The sequence below is a fragment of the Qipengyuania sp. SM2507 genome (genome assembly GCF_053714505.1).
In genome coordinates this window covers 1159894-1178842 of record NZ_CM132307.1, presented here as the reverse complement: position 1 = coordinate 1178842, position 18949 = coordinate 1159894, and the positions used below count along the sequence as shown (strand labels likewise).

At 66.1% G+C, this 18949-nt stretch carries 17 protein-coding genes; 13 read left to right on the top strand and 4 right to left on the bottom strand.

Going from position 1 to position 18949, the window contains the following annotated elements; all coding sequences use genetic code 11:
* The first annotated feature begins 9 nt into the window (after window positions 1-9).
* From bchL to hemA, 10 genes are read left to right on the top strand one after another with little or no spacing between them, the layout of a single operon-like run.
* Window positions 10-906, top strand: coding sequence for a ferredoxin:protochlorophyllide reductase (ATP-dependent) iron-sulfur ATP-binding protein (bchL, locus tag ACWIKC_RS05725; RefSeq protein ID WP_454599154.1), 897 nt, complete (start codon window positions 10-12; stop codon window positions 904-906).
* Window positions 903-1634, top strand: a complete 732-nt coding sequence (gene bchM, locus ACWIKC_RS05720; protein ID WP_454599153.1) for a magnesium protoporphyrin IX methyltransferase — start codon at window positions 903-905, stop codon at window positions 1632-1634. The genes bchL and bchM overlap by 4 nt, the downstream gene beginning before the upstream one ends.
* The gene (locus ACWIKC_RS05715) at window positions 1634-3049 is read left to right on the top strand and encodes a BCD family MFS transporter (protein ID WP_454599152.1); all 1416 of its coding nucleotides are present in this window, start codon (window positions 1634-1636) and stop codon (window positions 3047-3049) included. The genes bchM and ACWIKC_RS05715 overlap by 1 nt, the downstream gene beginning before the upstream one ends.
* A 22-nt stretch (window positions 3050-3071) precedes the next feature.
* Window positions 3072-3833 (top strand): photosynthetic reaction center subunit H, encoded by a 762-nt coding sequence (gene puhA, locus ACWIKC_RS05710; RefSeq protein WP_454599151.1) that lies wholly within the window; start codon window positions 3072-3074, stop codon window positions 3831-3833.
* Window positions 3824-4465, top strand: a complete 642-nt coding sequence (gene puhB / locus ACWIKC_RS05705) for a photosynthetic complex putative assembly protein PuhB (RefSeq protein WP_454599150.1) — start codon at window positions 3824-3826, stop codon at window positions 4463-4465. The genes puhA and puhB overlap by 10 nt, the downstream gene beginning before the upstream one ends.
* Complete coding sequence (gene puhC / locus ACWIKC_RS05700; RefSeq protein ID WP_454599149.1) at window positions 4462-4947, top strand: photosynthetic complex assembly protein PuhC; 486 nt, start codon at window positions 4462-4464, stop codon at window positions 4945-4947. Before puhB ends, puhC begins: the two co-directional genes overlap by 4 nt.
* Window positions 4944-5231: a hypothetical protein gene (locus tag ACWIKC_RS05695; protein ID WP_454599148.1), complete on the top strand. Its 288-nt coding sequence runs from the start codon at window positions 4944-4946 to the stop codon at window positions 5229-5231. Before puhC ends, ACWIKC_RS05695 begins: the two co-directional genes overlap by 4 nt.
* On the top strand, window positions 5228-6319 hold the full coding sequence (acsF, locus tag ACWIKC_RS05690; RefSeq protein WP_454599147.1) for a magnesium-protoporphyrin IX monomethyl ester (oxidative) cyclase: 1092 nt from the start codon (window positions 5228-5230) through the stop codon (window positions 6317-6319). The genes ACWIKC_RS05695 and acsF overlap by 4 nt, the downstream gene beginning before the upstream one ends.
* The gene (puhE, locus tag ACWIKC_RS05685; RefSeq protein ID WP_454599146.1) at window positions 6313-7098 is read left to right on the top strand and encodes a putative photosynthetic complex assembly protein PuhE; all 786 of its coding nucleotides are present in this window, start codon (window positions 6313-6315) and stop codon (window positions 7096-7098) included. Before acsF ends, puhE begins: the two co-directional genes overlap by 7 nt.
* 41 nt (window positions 7099-7139) lie before the next feature.
* The gene (gene hemA / locus ACWIKC_RS05680) at window positions 7140-8360 is read left to right on the top strand and encodes a 5-aminolevulinate synthase (protein WP_454599145.1); all 1221 of its coding nucleotides are present in this window, start codon (window positions 7140-7142) and stop codon (window positions 8358-8360) included.
* Between the two features lie 96 nt (window positions 8361-8456).
* Here hemA and ACWIKC_RS05675 read toward each other — a convergent pair whose 3' ends face one another.
* Window positions 8457-8975 carry a c-type cytochrome gene (locus tag ACWIKC_RS05675; protein WP_454599144.1) on the bottom strand — a complete coding sequence of 173 codons (519 nt, stop codon included), beginning with the start codon at window positions 8973-8975 and terminating at the stop codon, window positions 8457-8459.
* A 268-nt stretch (window positions 8976-9243) separates the two neighbouring features.
* On the bottom strand, window positions 9244-11001 hold the full coding sequence (locus ACWIKC_RS05670) for a DUF885 domain-containing protein (protein ID WP_454599143.1): 1758 nt from the start codon (window positions 10999-11001) through the stop codon (window positions 9244-9246).
* A gap of 66 nt (window positions 11002-11067) precedes the next feature.
* On the opposite strand from ACWIKC_RS05670, the gene ACWIKC_RS05665 reads away from it, so the two are divergent.
* The gene (locus ACWIKC_RS05665) at window positions 11068-11544 is read left to right on the top strand and encodes a low molecular weight protein-tyrosine-phosphatase (RefSeq protein ID WP_454599142.1); all 477 of its coding nucleotides are present in this window, start codon (window positions 11068-11070) and stop codon (window positions 11542-11544) included.
* Here the strand turns inward: ACWIKC_RS05665 and recG are convergent.
* Window positions 11541-13601 carry an ATP-dependent DNA helicase RecG gene (recG, locus tag ACWIKC_RS05660; protein WP_454599448.1) on the bottom strand — a complete coding sequence of 687 codons (2061 nt, stop codon included), beginning with the start codon at window positions 13599-13601 and terminating at the stop codon, window positions 11541-11543. The two genes, ACWIKC_RS05665 and recG, sit on opposite strands and share 4 nt — an antisense overlap.
* A gap of 119 nt (window positions 13602-13720) precedes the next feature.
* Here recG and ACWIKC_RS05655 point away from each other — a divergent pair, with 119 nt between their 5' ends.
* Both ACWIKC_RS05655 and mfd read left to right on the top strand, forming a co-directional pair.
* Window positions 13721-13999 carry an FAD assembly factor SdhE gene (locus ACWIKC_RS05655; protein WP_454599141.1) on the top strand — a complete coding sequence of 93 codons (279 nt, stop codon included), beginning with the start codon at window positions 13721-13723 and terminating at the stop codon, window positions 13997-13999.
* A gap of 37 nt (window positions 14000-14036) precedes the next feature.
* Window positions 14037-17525, top strand: a complete 3489-nt coding sequence (mfd, locus tag ACWIKC_RS05650; RefSeq protein ID WP_454599447.1) for a transcription-repair coupling factor — start codon at window positions 14037-14039, stop codon at window positions 17523-17525.
* Here mfd and ACWIKC_RS05645 read toward each other — a convergent pair.
* Window positions 17522-18841 carry an EAL domain-containing protein gene (locus ACWIKC_RS05645; RefSeq protein ID WP_454599140.1) on the bottom strand — a complete coding sequence of 440 codons (1320 nt, stop codon included), beginning with the start codon at window positions 18839-18841 and terminating at the stop codon, window positions 17522-17524. The two genes, mfd and ACWIKC_RS05645, sit on opposite strands and share 4 nt — an antisense overlap.
* Window positions 18842-18949 lie beyond the last annotated feature (108 nt).

Here is an 18949-nt window from a genome sequence, read left to right as displayed (position 1 = left end):
GGAAATCCGATGAACCTGATCGACCCCCAAGCGAAATTCAGCCCGCCCGATGGCGATGGTTCGGTGCAGGTCCAGCTCGACCCGAGCGACCGGATCGGCAGCGCCAAGGTGTTCGCCGTCTATGGCAAGGGCGGGATCGGCAAATCCACCACCTCGTCCAACCTCTCCGCGGCATTCTCCAAGCTCGGCCAGCGGGTGCTGCAGATCGGCTGCGACCCCAAGCACGACAGCACCTTCACGCTCACCAAAAAGCTGATGCCGACCGTGATCGACGTACTTGAGACGGTCGAATTCCACGCCGAGGAACTGCGCCCCGAGGACTATATGTTCGAAGGCTACAACGGGGTGATGTGCGTCGAGGCGGGCGGCCCTCCCGCGGGCACGGGCTGCGGCGGCTATGTCGTCGGGCAGACCGTCAAATTGCTGAAGCAGCATCACCTGCTCGAAGAGACCGATGTGGTGATCTTCGACGTGCTCGGCGATGTCGTCTGCGGCGGCTTCGCCGCGCCGCTGCAGCATGCCGACCGCGCGCTGGTAGTCGCCGCCAATGATTTCGACTCGATCTTCGCGATGAACCGTATCGTCGCGGCGATCGGCGCAAAGGCCAAGAATTACGACGTGCGGCTCGCCGGGGTGATCGCCAATCGCTCCGCCGAAACCGACGAGATCGACCGCTTCGGCGAGGCCATCGGGATGAAGCGGCTCGCCCATTTCAAGGATCTCGACGCCATCCGCCGCAGCCGGCTGAAGAAATGCACGCTGTTCGAGATGGACGACAGCCCCGAGGTCCGCGCCGCTCAGGATGAATATATGCGGCTTGCCGCTCTGCTGTACGCGGGTGTCGACCCGATCGAGGCGCGCCCGATGAAGGACCGCGACATCTTCGACTTCCTGGGTTTCGAATGATGGCCACGCAACTCGCACCCTCCCCCGCAACGGTCGCCAGCCCGTCCCGCTACGACGCTCAGCGCGACAAGCTTGCCGCCTATTTCGACGGCACCGCGCGCAAGGCTTGGATCGACCTCACCTCCGACGCCAAGGTCGGCGGCATCCGCGCCACCGTGCGCGCCGGGCGCGAGCGGATGCGCGCCACGCTGCTCGACTGGCTGCCCGACGATCTGCGTCGCAAGCGCCTGCTCGATGCGGGCTGCGGCACCGGGGCGCTGAGCGTCGATGCCGCCTGCCGCGGCGGACACATCACCGCAATCGATATCGCCGGCGGGCTGGTCGAGATCGCCCGCAAGCGCGAGCCCTCCTTCCTCGGCCATGGGCGGATCGACTGGAGCGTAGGTGACATGCTCGAATCCTCTTTGGGCGATTTCGACCATGTCGTGGCGATGGATTCGCTAATCCATTATCGCCTCGAAGACCTCGTCGACACGTTGCGGCTGCTCGGCCGTCGTTGCCACGGCTCGATGCTGTTCACCTTCGCCCCGCACACCCCGCTGCTCGGCGCGATGCACACCGCAGGCAAGCTATTCCCGCGTGGCAACCGCTCGCCCGCGATCGTCCCGATCAACGAGCAACGCCTGCGCCGCCAACTCGCCGGGCTGCACAGCTGGCGGGTGGGCCGCAGCGAACGCATCTCGAGCGGCTTCTACACCTCGCAGGCGATCGAGCTGGTGCGCCGCTGATGAACCGCCTCGCCCGCCTTTCGACGAATTGGAGCCGGGTCGCCACGACCTGGCTGCCGTTCGCCGATGCCGCGAGCACCGAACTGCCGCTGGGGCGCCTGTTGCGGCTGGCGCTTTTCCAGGTGAGCGTCGGCATGACGATGGTGCTGCTTAACGGCACGCTCAACCGGGTGATGATCGTCGAACTGCAGATGCCCGCCTGGCTGGTAGCCTCGCTGATCGCGCTGCCGCTGCTGGTGGCGCCTTTCCGCGCCGCGATCGGCCATCGCTCCGACACGCATCGCTCGGTGCTCGGCTGGCGGCGGGTTCCTTTCATCTGGCTGGGCACGATGATGCAGTTCGGCGGGCTGGCGATCATGCCCTTCGCGCTGCTGCTGATCGGGCGGCCCGAGACCTTCGCGGTTGGCCTTGGTGCGAGCGCGCTGGCCTTCCTGCTCGCCGGGGCCGGCATGCACACCACCCAGACCGCCGGCCTCGCGCTGGCCACCGATCTCGCCCCCGAAGACAAGCGCCCGCGCGCGGTGGCACTGCTCTATGTCATGCTGCTCGTCGGAATGATGATCTCCGCGCTGGCGATCGGCACGCGGCTGGCCAATTTCACGCCTACCTTGCTGGTCGGCGTGATCCAGGGCGCCGCAGTGCTGGCGTTGCTGCTCAATATAATCGCGCTGTGGAAGCAGGAGCCGCGCCGCGCCGCGGTCGCCGCGCCGCTTACCGAGCGGGTCCCCTTCGCCGAAGTCTGGCGCGAATTCACCGCCAAGCGCAATGCGCGCCGCCTGCTGCTCGCCATCGGGCTGGGCGCGGGCGCCTTCGCGATGCAGGACGCGCTGCTCGAACCCTATGGCGGCGAAGTACTCGGCCTTTCCGTGGGCGCGACCACTGCGCTGACCGGGGCCTGGGCGCTTGGGGCTTTGGGAGGCTTCGCGCTGACCGCGCGCCGGCTTGACCGGGGCGCGGATCCGCTGCGCATCGCCGGCTTCGGCGTTGTAACGGGGATCGGCGCCTTCATGCTGGTGCTTTTCGCCGCCCCGCTCGCACTGCCCGCAATGCTCGCGCTGGGCGCTGGCGGCATCGGCTTCGGGGTGGGCATGTTCTCGGTCGGCACGCTGGTTGCGGCGATGGCACTGGCCCGGGGCGGCACCAGCGGTCTCGCGCTGGGTGCCTGGGGCGCTGTCCAGGCCTCTTGTGCCGGCTTTGCCATCGCCTTTGGCGGCATACTGCGCGATGTGATCGCGGGCTTCGCGGCGGCCGATGGCCTGACCGACCGGGCTTCCGGCTACGCCACCGTCTACATCATCGAAATCGCCCTGCTGCTGCTCACCCTCGCGGTGATCGGCCCGCTGGTCGGACGCGATCGCAACCACGCGCCGGGACAGGCGCACGCCCGGTTCGGGTTGACCGAGTTTCCAACCTGATCCTGAGGGAAAGGAACGAGCAATGAGCGGAAATATTGTCGGAACCGTCGACGTCGCGGAGATCGCCTTCCTGGCCTTCGTGCTGTTCTTCATCGCCCTCGTCTTCTGGCTGCGACGCGAGGACCGACGCGAGGGCTATCCGCTCGAGGACGAGCTTACCGGGGCGGTTGAAACCGCCGGGGGCCCGCTCCACACCGCCGAGACCAAGAGCTTCCGCCTGCCCTTCGGTCGCGGCACGGTGACCGCGCCCACCCAAGGTCGCGAACCGGTCAAAATCGCCGCGCGGCGGCTCGAGAATTTCGGCGGCGCACCCTATTCGCCGACCGGCAATCCGCTGGCCGACGGGATCGGACCTGCTGCCTATGCCGAACGTGACAAATTACCTGATATCGACGCTCACGGAAAACCCCGGATCGTGCCGATTTCGATCGACGACCATATCACCGTCGCCCCCGCCAGCACCGATCCGCGCGGGCTCCCTGTCATCGCCGCCGATGGCGAGAACGCGGGCACGGTGACCGACCTGTGGGTCGACCGCGCCGAGCACATGATCCGCTACCTTGCGATCGACACCGGCGCGGGCACGGTGCTCGCGCCGATGGCGATGGCGACGGTCTCGCGCCAGCATGTGTCGATCGATGCGATCAACGCCGCAGACTTCGCCCACGCACCCGTTCCCGCCTCCCCGGTTGAGATCACCCGCTACGAGGAAGAGCGCGTGATCGGCTATTTCGGTGGAGGCTATCTCTACGCAAATCAGGACCGACAGGAGCCGTGGCTGTGATCGAATACGAGCATGAACCGATCCGGGGTCTGCCCGGCGACCTTCCACCGGGCGAGGAAATCCTCTGGCAGGGCGCCCCCGACTGGCGCGTGCTGTGCCGTACCGCGCTCCATCCCGGCTGGGTGGCGGGCTATTTCGCACTGTTCGCGGCACTTGCCCTGGCTAGCGGGAGCCTGTTCGGACTGGTGGCCTCGCTGGTCTCGGCGGGCCTGGTGATCGGCCTGCTAGCTGTGTTCGCCTTGTTGGTCGCGCGGACCACGGTTTACACCATCACCAACCGCCGCGTGGTGCTGCGGATCGGGGTGGCGCTCAACACCTGCATCAACCTGCCGCTGGCGCTGATCGGATCGGCGGAGCTGCGCGCGCATACCGGCGGCTTCGGCGATCTCGTGCTGGTGCCCAGCGGCCCGCACCGGATCGGCTACGCCATGCTCTGGCCGCACGCCCGCCCCCTCCGCTTCTCGCGCGCGCAACCGATGCTGCGCGCGCTGCCCGAGGCACAGAACGTCGCCGATATCCTGACCCACGCCTGCGACGCGATCGTGGAGGTCGAGCGCGGCGCAAAAGCGGCCAGGCCCGCGACCCAAGCAGCCTCACCGACACCCGTCGCCGCGCGAAAGGCCACCGCATGAGCCACACCCATTCGCATGAGAACACCGTCCCGCGCCCGGCTCTCATCGCCGCCGGGGTGCTGGTGGGCTTCTCGCTGCTAATGACTGCGGCGGTCCAGATCGGCTGGCTCGAGCGCTCGGCGGTCCCCAGTGCCGAGCGAGCCGAGGCCGCAGTCGCGCCACTCGAGCAGCGCTCGCTTCTCTTCGCCGATGGTGCCGACGGGTCCGTACTGATTACCGAAGCGGGCAGCGGTGCGCGGGTCGGGCTGATCGAGGCGGGAAGCGAACAGGGCGGTTTCATCCGCGGCGTGCTGCGCGGGCTCGCGCGCGAGCGCCGGATGCACGACGTCGGTTCGCAGCCGCCCTTCACCCTCACGCTGTGGCAGGACGGATCGATGTCGCTAGTCGACGAGGCCACCGGCCGCTCGGTAGAGATTGGCGCCTTCGGGCCCGACAACCGCGCCGCCTTCGCTGTGCTGCTCGAAGGCGGCGACGTCACATGAGCGCGCGCAGCTTCACCACTCCCTGCCGGATCGAGGTCGAGCAAAGCGAGGAGCATTTCCACGCCCATGTCGAGCTCGACGAGGGCATCGCCATCCATCCCGGCGACCGCGTCCGCGTCCATGGTGCGCCGATCCAAATCCGCTTCGGCGAGAGCATCGCGGTCGATCGCACCGCCACCGTAACCCGCGCCGGCCCGCTGCTGCGCGCCTGGACGCGGGCGGCGGCCTATTTCGACATGCGCGAACTCTACGAAGTCAGCTTCAATCCCGGGAGAGTGAAATGAACGCCCACAGCCAGATGGCCGCCGCGCCCGTTACGCCGCCCGACACCATGGCCCCGGATACCATGGCGATGGCGGTCGAGGACACGGTGCTCAGCCCGCGCTTCTACACCACCGATTTTGCCGCGCTCGACGCGATCGACGTCAGTTTAGTGCGCGGCGAATGGGATGCGCTGATCGCCGAGATGGAGAGCGATCCCAACAAGCGCCATTTCAAGCGCGACGCCAGTTTCGACGGGGTGATCGAGAATCTCGAGCCCGCGCTGCGCGCCGAATTCATCGACTTCCTCGTCAGCTCGCTCACCGCCGAATTCTCCGGCTGCATCCTCTATGCCGAGATCGCCAAGCGGACCAAGAACCCCGATGTGAAGCACCTCTTCAAGCTGCTCGCGCGCGACGAGAGCCGCCACGCCGGTTTCCTCAACGACACGTTGAAGGATGCAGGGGTCGGGATCGATCTGGGCTTCCTGACCCGGACCAAGAAATACACCTTCTTCAAGCCGAAATTCATCTTCTACGCAGTCTATCTCTCGGAGAAGATCGGCTATGCGCGCTACATCACCATCTTCCGCCATCTGGCGCGCAATCCCGACAAGCAGTTCCATCCGATTTTTTCGTGGTTCGAAGAATGGTGCAACGACGAGTTCCGCCATGGCGAGGCCTTCGCCATGCTGATGCGCGCCGACCCCAAACTGCTGACGGGAATGAACAAGCTGTGGGTGCGGTTCTTCCTGCTCTCCGTCTACGCGACCATGTATGTCCGCGACCACGCCCGGCCAGTGTTCCACGAGGCATTGGGGGTCGACCCGACGCAATACGACTACGACGTCTATTCGATCTGCAACCAGATCAGCCGCCAGGTCTTCCCGGTCGAACTGGCGACCGACGATCCCGCCTTCCGCGCGCGGATGGAGCGATTGCTGCTGGCCACGCGGCGGATCGAGAATGGCAAGGAACGCGGTGGCCTAACCGGTGCCTGGCAAAAGCTGCGTGGCGGTATGGGAGTCGCGGTCAATTTCGCCGGGCTCTATTTCCAACGCACGCGGAGCAACACCCTCCCCGCTACGGTGCGGCTGCAGCCAGCATGGTGAGCTGGAGCGGCCATATCGTCCCGCTCGTGGCGACCATCGCGATGTGGTTCTTCGCCACCGGGCTGGTCGCCTGGCTAGACAATCGCGAGCGCGAAACCTTTCCACGCAGCCTGCTGTTTGCCGGGATCGCGGGCATCGCCGGGTTGCTGCTGGTCATCGCAACGATGCACCAGCTCTCGCTGGAGGGCATCTACAGCGCTTTTGCCGGCGCGATGCTGATCTGGGCCTGGCACGAGATCGGCTTCCTCACCGGCGCGGCAGCCGGGCCGCGGCGCGACGCCTGCCCCGAAGACGCGAAGGGCTGGGAACGCTTCGCCCACGCCAGCGCTGCCATGGCCTGGCACGAGATCGCGCTGGCGCTGACTGCGCTGCTGCTGGTCTCGCTCACCTGGAACGCGCCCAACCAGATCGGGGCAATGGTCTTCGCGCTGCTGCTCGCCATGCGGCTGAGTACCAAGCTCAACATCTTTCTCGGCGTGCCCAATATGAGCACCGAGATTCTCCCGCCGCATCTGGCCTATCTCAAGAGCTATTTCGGGCCGCGCCGCTTCACGCCGCTGCTGGCGCTCTCGATCATCGGCAGCCTGGCGCTGGCGGGATGGCTGGGCAGCGTCGCGCTGGCCGCGCCTTCGGGTCCCGAGGCCGCGGGCGCGAGCCTGCTGTTCGCGCTCGCCGCGCTGGGTGCGCTCGAACACCTGTTTCTTGCGCTGCCGTTTCGTGACGGCGCGCTGTGGGCCTGGGCGCTGCCGGGCCGGCGTGGCGGAGAAACGCAATCATGACTATAGAACAAGAGAAGCAAGTACAGAGAGGGATGCCGACGATGGATTTCCAGGCCTATTTCAAGGGAGAACTAGATGCGGTCCGCGAGGAAGGCCGCTACCGGGTCTTCACCGAAATCGAGCGGCATCGCGGCGCCTTCCCCCACGCGACCCGCTATGTCGACGACACCACGCAGGACGTCACCGTGTGGTGCTCGAACGACTATCTCGGCATGGGCCAGCATCCGGTGGTGATCGATGCCATGCACCGCGTGCTCGATGAATGCGGCGCGGGTGCCGGTGGCACGCGCAACATCTCGGGCACCAACCACCACCATGTCCTGCTCGAACGCGAGCTGGCCGATCTGCACGGCAAGGAAGACGCGCTGCTGTTCACCAGCGGCTATGTCTCGAACTGGGCCGGTCTCGGCACGCTGGCGGGACGAATCCCCAACTGTGTGGTGTTCTCCGACGCGCTCAACCACGCCTCGATGATCGAGGGCATCCGCCACAGCCGCGCGCCCTACAAGATCTGGGCGCACAATGATCCCGAGGATCTCGACCGCAAGCTGTCCGATTTCGGCCCGGAGGTTCCCAAGCTGGTCGCCTTCGAGAGCGTCTATTCGATGGATGGCGACATGGCGCCCATCGCCGAGATCCTCGACGTCTGCGAGAAGCACGGCGCGATGACCTATATCGACGAGGTCCATGCGGTCGGGCTCTACGGTCCGCGCGGCGGCGGGGTTGCCGAACGCGAAGGGCTGATGGATCGCATCACCGTGATCGAGGGTACGCTGGGCAAGGCCTTCGGCGTAATGGGCGGCTATATCGCGGCCTCGCGCGACCTGGTCGATTTCGTCCGTACCTTCGCCAGCGGCTTCATCTTCAGCACCGCGCTGCCGCCTGCGGTGGCAGCGGGCGCCTGCGCCAGCATCAAGCATCTCAAAACCAGTTCCGCCGAGCGCGAATTGCAGCGCGATCGGGTGGAGACGGTGCGGCGCAAGCTCGACATGCTGGGCATCCCGCATCTGCCCAACCCCAGCCACATCATCCCGGTGATGGTCGGCGATGCGCACAAGTGCAAGATGATCAGCGACTGGCTGATGGACAATCACGGTATCTATGTGCAGCCGATCAACTATCCGACCGTTCCGCGCGGCACCGAGCGGCTGCGGCTCACCCCTTCGCCGGTCCATTCGGATGGCGATATCGACCGGCTGATCGAGGCGCTAAGCGACATCTGGTCGCAATGCGAGCTGGCACGCGGGGCTATGGCTGCTTGAACGGCTAGCTGCAGCCTATCTGTCGCGGATCTGGCGCGGACATGAAAAAGGGCGCGGACCACTGGGTCCGCGCCCTTTTGCTCATTCAGGCGATGCTTACTGCCCGCCGGCTTCCAGATAGGCAATGATATCGGCCCGGTCCTGACCAGCAGGCAGGCCGGCGAAGGCCATCTTGGTGCCCGGAATAACCCGCTGCGGGTTCTCGAGATACTGGAACAGCTTCTCCTTGCTCCAGGTGATCCCGCTGTTGGCATTGGCTTCGCTGTAGGTGTAGCCATCCACCGTCCCAGCCGGTCGGCCAACGATCCCGGCGAGCGATGGGCCGATGCGGTTCACGCCCGCTTCCAGAACGTGGCACGAACTGCACTTGATGAAGACCTCCTCGCCATGCGCGACATCGGGAGTGAAGGAAGCCAGCGTGGTCCCGTCCACCGTTTCCACATTGTCGGCCGCCGGAGCTTCCGCCGCAGGTTCGGGCGCGACAACCGCGGCGGCCGGATCGGCGGCTGCAGCGTCGGTTTCCACCGGTTCGTCGGTGCCGCCGCAGGCACTCAGCAGCGCGATCGATGCGGCCATTCCCAGATATTTGCCGAAATGTTTGGCAGTCCTCGTCATAGATTACCCTTTCCCAACTCGGGCAACCCTTACGCCGCACCAGTCGCAGCTATGGGCCCCCTCAGTTTCCAAACAACGCGCGGCGGGCGGACTTGTGCCCCCGGGACGTCGTTACACGATGGCACCGGGTCGCGCGCTATTCGCCGCTTAGTATAGAACCTATTTGTTCGCGATGCCAAAGCGAAAAAGGCCGGTGGGCGCGGGTCGATGCTTGCCGATAATCCGGGGACACGACGCCGACAGCGCCGGTCCCCGGATAGCCGCCGATTCAGACCGCCTGCTGCTCCGCGATCCAGCGGTCGATATGCGCATCGAGCACATCGAGCGGGACCGCGCCGTTCTCCAGAACGGCATCGTGGAAATCGCGCAGGCTGAAGTCGCTACCAAGCGCGGTTTCAGCGCGGTTGCGCAGTTCGCGGATTTTCAGCTCGCCGATTTTGTAAGCCAGCGCCTGGCCCGGCCAGGTGATGTAGCGATTGACCTCGGCGTCGATATTGCCCGGGCTCAGCGCGGTGTTGTCGAGCATGAAATCGACCGCGCGCTGCTTGCTCCAGCCCTTCGAATGGATGCCGGTGTCAACCACCAGCCGGCTCGCGCGCCACATCTCGTAGCTCAGCCGACCCATCTCCTTGGCGGGGGTGTCGTAGAGCCCCATTTCGATCCCGAGCCGCTCGGAATAGAGCCCCCAGCCTTCGACGAAGGCGGTGAAGAAGGTGCCGTGCTGGCGCAGCGGGTGGATATCGAGTTCCTGCTGCAGCGCGATCTGGTGGTGATGCCCGGGGACCGCCTCGTGGACACCCAGCGCGGGCAGTTCCCACAGCGGGCGCTGGTCGAGCTCGGTGGTGTTGACCCGGTAGATGCCCGGCTGCCCGGTCGCGAGGCTGCCGCTTTCATAATAGGCTGTGGTGTTGCCCGGAGCCTGCGCCGCGGGGATCGGCAGCACCGTGTAGGGCTGGCGCGGCAGCGTGCCGAACAGCTTGGGCATCCAGCCGTCAATCTGCTTGGCCAGAGCGCCCGCCGCCTCGAGCAGTTCTTCGGGGGTCTCGGGATAATATTGCGGGTCGGTGCGCAGGTGCTCGATAAATGCCTCGCGGCTCTCGAACCCGGCATCCTCGGCCACCGTTGCCATATCCGCCCGGATCCGCGCCACTTCAGACAGGCCGAGCTGGTGGATCTGGTCGGGGGTCATGTCGGTGGTGGTGAAGCTCTTGACCCGATAGGCGTAGTATTCCTCGCCGCGCGGGGTGGCGAGCACCCCGGGCATGCCGGTGCGGCATTCGGGAGCGTATTCCTCGACATAGAAGTCGCGGAAATCGCGATAGGCCGGCATCACGCTGGTTTCGAGCGCAGTGCGGGCGCGGGCCTGCAATTGCGTCCATTGTGCCTCGGAAATGGTCGAGGGGCGCTCCTTGAACGGCAGCCACAGCGGGGACTCGACCGGATTCTCGACGATCATGGTCTCGATCCGCGCCTCGAGCCCCTGCATCGGTTCGCAGGCCTGCGTCAGCCCTCGCGCGACCGCTTCGCGGCTGCGGGCGATACCCTGCTGGTTGACCGCAGCGAAGCTTTCGAGCCGGCCGACATAGCTCTGGTAGTCGGCCAGCGTGAACAACGGCGAGCCATAGGGCAGCGAACCGAAATAGGCGAACCAGCCGCCGCGATTGGTGAAGACGACGAAGCGGTCGTGGTCGAACTCGGCGCCCGCCAGCTCGTCCTCGAAGCCGCGCTTGAGAATCGCGTGATCGATCCGCAAATCCTCGGGCAGAGTGCTCTCGTCGATCGCTTCCAGCCGCGCCAGGAAAGCGCGGGTCTCGGCGATCGAGGCCTCGTAGCGCGCCAGCGACATATCGCCGAGCTTGCCGTCGCCGCGGCGGTCGCCGACCTGCGTCGCGGTCAGCGGCGAATTGTCGAGCGTCCACTCCCAGACATCGTCGCGCAAATCGCGGTAATCGTCGGCGGGGGCGGCGTGGGCAATCGGGGCGAGCGCCACGCTGGCAAAGGCGAAGGCGGCGGCGAGGTATTTCATGGTCGGTTCTCCCTGTCGGGGAGCTTCCTATTGCGACCCGCCGCCCGGGTCCAGTAGGGGTACTTCATGATCACCCCGTCGATCCTCTTCGTCTGCCTCGGCAATATCTGCCGCTCGCCCTTGGCCGAGGCGGCACTGCGCCGCCGTGCAGCGCTCGCAAATGTCGATGTCGAAATCGCCAGTGTCGGCACCGCAAACTACCATGTCGGCCAAGCGCCCGATCCTCGCGCCATCTCCGAGGCCAAGCGCCAGGGGATCGACATCAGCGCCTATCGCGGGCGGCAGCTGGCGCTCGAGGATTTCGCAAAATTCGACCATATTCTGGTGATGGACAAGGACAATCTCGCCGATGTCCGCGCCATGGCACCGGCGGATTCGACAGCGAATATCGGTCTGCTGCTCGATGTTGTCCCAGAAACCAGCGGTCGCGCGGTCGCCGATCCCTACCATGGGAGCGAGGCCGACTTCGCCGCCACGTGGAAGGAAGTCGATGCCGCAGCCGAAGCCCTCATCGCGGTTCTGCTGTCGGAACAGCACGACTAGCCGCCGCGCAGAGTCTTCACCCCGAAGTCGCGTTCGAACAGGTAAAGCAGCACCCGCGCCGCCGCGCCGCGCTTGCCCTCCAGCCCGCCGTCGCGTTCCATCAGCAGCCGTGCATCGTCATGCGCGGTTGGAAGCAGGCGGGTAATCTGCTCGAGCTCGGCGATCTGAAACGCGCTGTCGCCCGATTGCCGCGTTCCCAGCAATTCGCCCCCGCCGCGCAGCCGCAAATCCTCCTCCGCGAGGCGAAAACCGTCCTGCGTCTCGCGCATCAGCGCCAGCCGGTCGCGCGCGGTTTCGGACAATTGGTCGCCGCGCAGCAGCAGGCAGGTCGATTTCTCGCTGCCGCGCCCTACCCGCCCGCGCAGCTGGTGGAGCTGCGCCAGACCGAAGCGCTCGGCCTGTTCGATCACCATCAGCGTCGCGTTGGGAACATCGACCCCGACTTCGATCACTGTGGTCGCGACCAGCAGTTTGGCGTCGCCGCGGGCGAAGCGCTCCATCGCCGCGTCCTTGATCTCCGGCGCGAGCTGGCCGTGGACAAGCACCACATCCTTGCCAAAGCGCTCCTTCAACGCAGCGTAGCGCGCCTCCGCCGCCGCGGTGTCGTCGTTCTCGTTCTCACGCACCATCGGGCAGACCCAATAGGCCTGCTGCCCACTGGTCAGATGGCGCTCGACCCCCGCGGCGACCTCGTCGAGACGCGACAGCGAAACCACCCTTGTTTCGATCGCCTGCCGCCCGGGAGGCAATTCGTCGAGCTTGCTGACATCGAGCTCGCCATATTGCGCCAGCGTCAGCGTGCGCGGGATCGGCGTGGCCGTCATCGCGAGGACATGCGGCGCGGTGCGGCCCTTGCTCGCCAGCATCAACCGCTGGCCGACCCCGAAGCGGTGCTGCTCGTCGATCACCACCATCGCGAGGTTGCGATAGGCGACCTTGTCCTGGAAGATCGCATGCGTCCCGATGACGATATCCACGCTGCCGTCGAGCAGTCCTATCAACGTGGATTCGCGCGCCTTGCCCTTGTCGCGCCCGGTTAGCAGCGCGACCCGCGCTCCGGTGGGTTCGGCAAGCCGGCGCAGGCTCTCGTAGTGTTGCCGTGCGAGGATTTCGGTGGGGGCGAGCAGCGCCGCCTGCGCCTCCGCCTCCACCGCGATCAGCATCCCGGCCAGCGCCACCACCGTCTTACCCGCACCGACATCGCCCTGGAGCAGCCGCAGCATCGGGGTGTCCTGCACCAGATCGCCCTCGATCTCGGCGATCGAGCGGGTCTGCGCCCCGGTCAGCGGAAACGGCAACGCCAGCCGATCGCGCAAGCTTCCGTCGCCCTTGAGCGGCTGTCCCTTGCGCTGGCGGTTGTCCGCGCGGACCAGCATCAGCGCAAGAGCGTTGGCTAGCAGCTCGTCATAGGCGAGCCGGTCGCGCGCCGCCGCGTCCTCGCCCCCATGCGCCCGCCGCAGTGCTTCGCGCCACTCGGGCCAGCCCTCGCGCGTAACCTGCCCCGGCTCGCACCATTCGGGCAGCTCCGGCGCGCGTGCCAGCGCCTGTTCGACCAGCCCGGCGACCTTTGGCTGGGTCAGCCCTTCGGATAGCCGATAGACCGGCTCGCACAATCGCTGCAGCGTGTCGCCGCCCTCCTCGAGCACATGATCGGGGTGGACCATCTGCATCATGTCGCCATAGCGTTCGAGCTTGCCCGCCACCCAGCGGTTCTCGCCCACGGGGAGCTGCTTCTTGGCCGTGTAGGACGCGCGCCCGAAATAGGTCAGCGACAGCACATTGCCCGCGCTGTCCTGCGCCAGCACGCGGTATGGCGCGCGCGGACTGCGGCCACCGCGGTGCTCGATCACCAGAAGCTTGACCACGATATGCTCACCCTCGCCCGCCTCGTCGATCGTGCCCACCGCGCGGCGGGTAACGAAGCGTTCGGGCAGGTGATAGATGAGGTCGCGCACCCGGGTGAGCCCGAGCCGGTCCAGCGGCTTCTTCAGCTTGGGCCCGACACCGTCGAGCGTCTCGGTCTCGGCGAACAGCGGGTTGAGGACATCGGGGCGCATCGCCATCGTCTAGCCGCAGTGGCGGGTCTTGCGAAAGCCGCGATCGCGCGCACTCCCGCACCGCCTGTGGACAGCGATCCCCGCTTGCGCTGGCAGGGCGCGCAGGATAGGCGCGCGCCATGTCCGAAGCTCTCACCTTTCAAGGCCGCATCCAGCGCGCCCGTTTCCGCGCCTGGCACCGCGGTACGCGCGAAGCGGATTACATGTTCGGCGGTTTCTTCGATCGCTACCACGAGCAATGGGAAGCCGAGGAGCTGGTCTGGTTCGAGGCGCTCCTAGATCAAGACGATGTCGATGTAATGGCCTGGGCGCTGGGCACCCAGCCCATCCCGCCGCGTTTCCAGGGCGACTTGATCGAGCGCATGATGCTGCTCGACTATGTCGAAATTCCCCGCTGACGGTAGCGCCGGCGACCATCCCACGCTGACCAGCACCATGCCCGACCTCTCCCGTATTCTCAAAGCCACCGCGCCGCTGACACTGACTCAGGTCGCGCGCGGCAGCCAGCCGCTGGTGATGGCCGATCTGGCACGCGCCGGTGCAGGTCGCGCCGTCTTCATCGCGCCCGACGACACCGCCATGCGCGCAGTCAGCGATGCGGCCCATTATTTCGCGCCCGAACTCGAGGTGATCGAATTTCCCGCCTGGGACGCGCTGCCCTACGATCGCTCCAGCCCCGCGCTGACGGTCAGCGCCAAGCGGCTCGCCGCGCTGCATCGGTTACAGACCGGCAAGTCCGGCGCACAATTGCTGGTCACCACCATCAACGCCGCGCTCCAGCGCGTCCTGACCCCGTTCCGCATCCGCGAAGGCGTGCGCGAATTCGCGATCGGGAGCGAGATCGGGCGCGACAGCCTCGCACGACTGCTCCAGCGGCAGGGCTACAGCCGCACCGACACGGTGGCGGACAAGGGCGAATACGCGATCCGCGGCTCGATCGTCGATGTCTTCCCCTCCGGGCTCGATGAAGGCCTGCGGCTCGATTTCTTCGGCGACGAGCTGGAAAGCCTGCGGCTGTTCGATCCCAATACGCAGATGACGACTTCGCGTATCGAGTCGCACCTGCTGCTGCCCGCCAGCGAGGCGTTGCTCGACGACGCGAGCATCAAGCGCTTCCGCGGGCGCTACCGCGAATTGTTCGGCGCCGATGCGACGCAGGACCCGCTCTACGAGGCGGTCAGCGAGGGGCGCCGTCTCGCCGGTATGGAACACTGGCTGCCGCTGTTCGAGGAGCGGATGGCGACGCTGTTCGACCATCTCGACGACCGCGACATCGTCGTCATAGACGGCGCGGCGATGACAGCGGCCGAGGAGCGGCTGGGCGATATCGCCGATTACTACGCCGCGCGCACGCAGGTCATCGGCCAGGCCAGGGGCAGCTACCGCCCGGTCGAACCCGCATCGCTCTATCTCGACAAGGACGAGCTGACCCGCGCGCTCGATGCCCACCCGGTCCACCGCAGCACCGGCTTCGACGAGCCCGAAAGCGCCAAGGTAATCGATTTCGGTTTCCGTTCGGGCCGCGATTTCGGCCCCGATCGCGCGCGCGGCGAAAACGTCTATCCCCTGCTGGCCGATCATCTGAAGACGGTGGCCAAGGCCGGCCGTAGGCCGCTGCTGGCGACCTATTCCAAGGGCAGCCGCGCGCGGATGGTCTCCATTCTCGAGGAGGCTGGAATCACAATCCAGCTGGCTAATAGCTGGCAGGAGGCGCTCGGGCTCTCGGCCAAGGGCGTGCCCGCGGCGATGATCGTGCCGCTCGACACCAGCTTCGCCAATGACGAGCTCGAGGTCCTGACCGAGCAGGACATCCTCGGCGACCGGCTGGTGCGGCGGCGCAAGAAGCGCAAGAGTTCCGACGCATTCCTCGCCGAACTGCAGGCGCTCTCGGTCGGCGACCTTGTCGTCCACACCGAGCATGGCATCGGGAAGTATCTCGGGCTCGAAGCGATCGCGGTCGGCAAGAGCAAGCACGATTGCGTGATGCTGGCCTATCGCGGTGGCGACAAGCTGTTCATTCCGGTCGAGAACATCGACGTGCTCAGCCGCTACGGCTCGTCCGAGGAGGCGGTCATGCTCGACCGGCTCGGCGGCGAGGCGTGGCAGAAGCGGCGCTCGCAGCTCAAGGAACGCATCCGCGAAATCGCGCACGAACTGCTCCGGACCGCCGCCGCGCGCGCGCTGCGCAAGGCACCGGTTTTCGAAGTCGAATCAGGGCCTTTCAACCAGTTCCTCGACCGCTTCCCATGGGAAGAGACCGAGGATCAGGAACGCGCCATCGAGGATGTGCTGCGCGATCTGGAAAGCGGCCACCCGATGGACCGGCTGGTCTGCGGCGATGTCGGCTTCGGCAAGACCGAAGTGGCGCTGCGTGCTGCCTTCGTCGCCGCAATGAACGGGCAGCAGGTGGCGGTGATTGCGCCCACCACCCTGCTCGCGCGCCAGCACTATCAGGGCTTCTCCGAGCGCTTCGCAGGCTTCCCGATAGAGATCGGGCGTCTCAGCCGGCTGGTCCCGGCCAAGGAGATGAAAGAGACCCGCGAGCGGTTGGCGAGCGGCGCGCTCGACATCGTCGTCGGCACCCATGCGATCCTGTCGAAGAGCACCGCTTTCAAGGATCTCGGGCTCGTCGTGGTCGACGAGGAGCAGCGCTTCGGGGTTACGCACAAGGAAAAGCTCAAGCAACTGCGCGCCGACGTACACATGCTCACCCTGACTGCCACCCCCATCCCGCGCACGCTGCAGATGGCAATGAGCGGTTTGCGCGAACTGTCGACCATCCAGACCCCGCCGGTCGATCGCCTGGCGGTACGGACCTATGTGATGGAATGGGACGAGATCGTGATGCGCGAGGCGCTGCTGCGCGAGCACCATCGCGGCGGGCAGAGCTTCATCATCGTGCCGCGCATCGCCGACATGCCCGAGCTCGAGAAGTGGCTGCGCGAGGCGGTGCCCGAGATCAAGGCGGTCACCGCGCACGGCCAGATGGCCCCGAACGAGGTCGAAGAGCGGATGAGCTCCTTCTACGACCGCCAATACGACGTGCTGCTGGCGACCACCATCGTCGAGAGCGGGCTCGATATCCCAAGCGCCAACACGATCATCATCCACCGCGCGGACATCTTCGGCCTCGCCCAGCTCTACCAGCTGCGCGGACGCGTGGGCCGCGCGAAATTGCGCGCCTATGCGTACCTGACCTATGCCAAGGACACGCAGCTCTCCGAAGTGGGCGAGAAGCGGCTCAAGGTGCTGGGCGATCTCGACAGTCTCGGCGCCGGGTTCCAGCTCGCCAGCCACGACCTCGACATCCGCGGCGCGGGCAATCTGCTTGGCGACGAACAGTCGGGCCACATCCGCGAGGTCGGTTTCGAACTCTACCAGTCGATGCTCGAGGATGCGATCCTGGCCGCCAAGGCCGGCGAAGCAGGGCTGGACGCGAAACCCGAGAGCGTGAGCCCGCAGATCACCGTCGATGCGCCGATCATGATACCCGAGGATTACGTCCCCGATCTCGCCGTGCGCATGGCACTCTACCGGCGCCTCAACGATGCGCGCGACAAGAGCGAGATCGAGGCGTTGGCCGCCGAGATGATCGACCGCTTCGGCGACTTGCCCGCGGCCACCGCCAATCTGGTCCGGCTGATCGAGATCAAGCACCAGGCGATCGAGGCGAATATCGCCAAAATCGATGTCGGCAATGCCGGCACGCTGGTCACTTTCCACCAGGACGATTTCCCCGATCCGATGGGCCTGCTCGCCTATGTCGATCGCTTGAAAGGCACGGCCAAGCTGCGCCCCGACATGAAGCTGGTCATCAATCGAGCTTGGAATTCGCCGGAGAACCGCTTGAACGGGCTCTACCAGCTGACCAAGGGTCTCGGCGGGATCGCGCGCAAGGCGCGGAAGGCGAAAAAGGCAGCCTAGCCCGTAGCGAGCGCGAGGAATTCCTCGGCTGGCATCGGCTCGGCGCGCAGGAACCCCTGATAGACCTCGCAGCCCTCGCGCGCGATCAGCGCGCGCTGGGCTTCGGTCTCGACCCCCTCGACGACGACCTTGAGGTCGAGCGCCTTGGCCATGGCCACGATGGCGCGGAAGACCGCAAGATCGCGCTCATCCTCGAGCACCCCGTCGATCATCGAACGGTCGAGCTTGAGATGATCTATCGGAAGCACCTTCAAATACCTGAAATTGCAGAAGCCGGCGCCGAAATCGTCGAGCGAAAGGCTGATCCCGGTGGATTTGAGCTCGTCAAGGACCCCGCTCACCTGCTTCAGATCGGCGAGCAAGACCTGCTCGGTGATCTCGAGCGTCAGCATATGCGGGTCGATCCCGTTGGCCTTCACCAGCGCGAGGAATTCGCGCGCGAAGCTGCCCGCGGCGAGATCGGCGGGGGTGACGTTGATCGAAAGCCTGACACCTTCGGGCCAGGCGCGCGCTGCCTCCAGCGCCTTGCGGGCTATATGGCGTGAGAGCTGCGCGGTGTGATCCGCGCGTTCGGCGATGGTGAACAGCGTTGCCGCGCCGACCCGGCCGAGGAGGGGATGGTCCCAGCGCGCAAGCGCCTCGGCGCCGATCAACCGGTCGTTTTCGAGAGCATATTGCGGCTGGAAACGGATCGAAATCTCGTCGTGATCGATCGCCGCCAGCAGGTCGGCCTCGAGCTGCTGGCTCGAACGGCCGTCCTTGGCCAGCTCGCCGCTGGTCCAGACCACGCGGTGGCCCTGCAGCGACCGGATCCGCGCGGATGCTTCGGACAGGGTGTCGAGGAGGGATGCGGAGGTGTCGCCCTCGACCGCGCGGATGAGCGCGACGCGTGGCCAGAGGCGCAGGCTGTGCGCTGTGTCGGGATCGCTGATCGGCATGGCGATGGCATCGGCAAGCGCCTCGGCAAGCCATTGCCAGCGCTCGCGATTGCATTCCTCGCGCAATGCCAGGAGGAAGGTATCGCCAGAGCTGCGCGCGGCGACCCACACGCCGCTTTCAAGCTCGTCGGCGGCGAAATGGCGGATTCGCTGGGCAATCTCGATCAGCGCGCCATCGCCCGCGGTCTCGCCGAATGCGACGTTCACGCGGTCGATCCGTCCGACCGAAATCAGCATGACATGGATCGGGCATTCGGTCCCACCCGAGGGCCATTCGCGGTGCCAGCGGTCGAGAGTGTTGCGAGCATGCGTAAGCGTTGCAAGCCCGGTCAGCCGGTCACGCGTATCGTCGTCAGTCGCTGAGGCAAGGCTGGCCATGAGCCCCCATATCCGTTGGATTGGAGAAATACGCCAGAAGTTTCCCCACGTTGCCAAATGGGACGCCCGTCCATACACACTCGCGCATCTGCACGCCTCCGCGACACG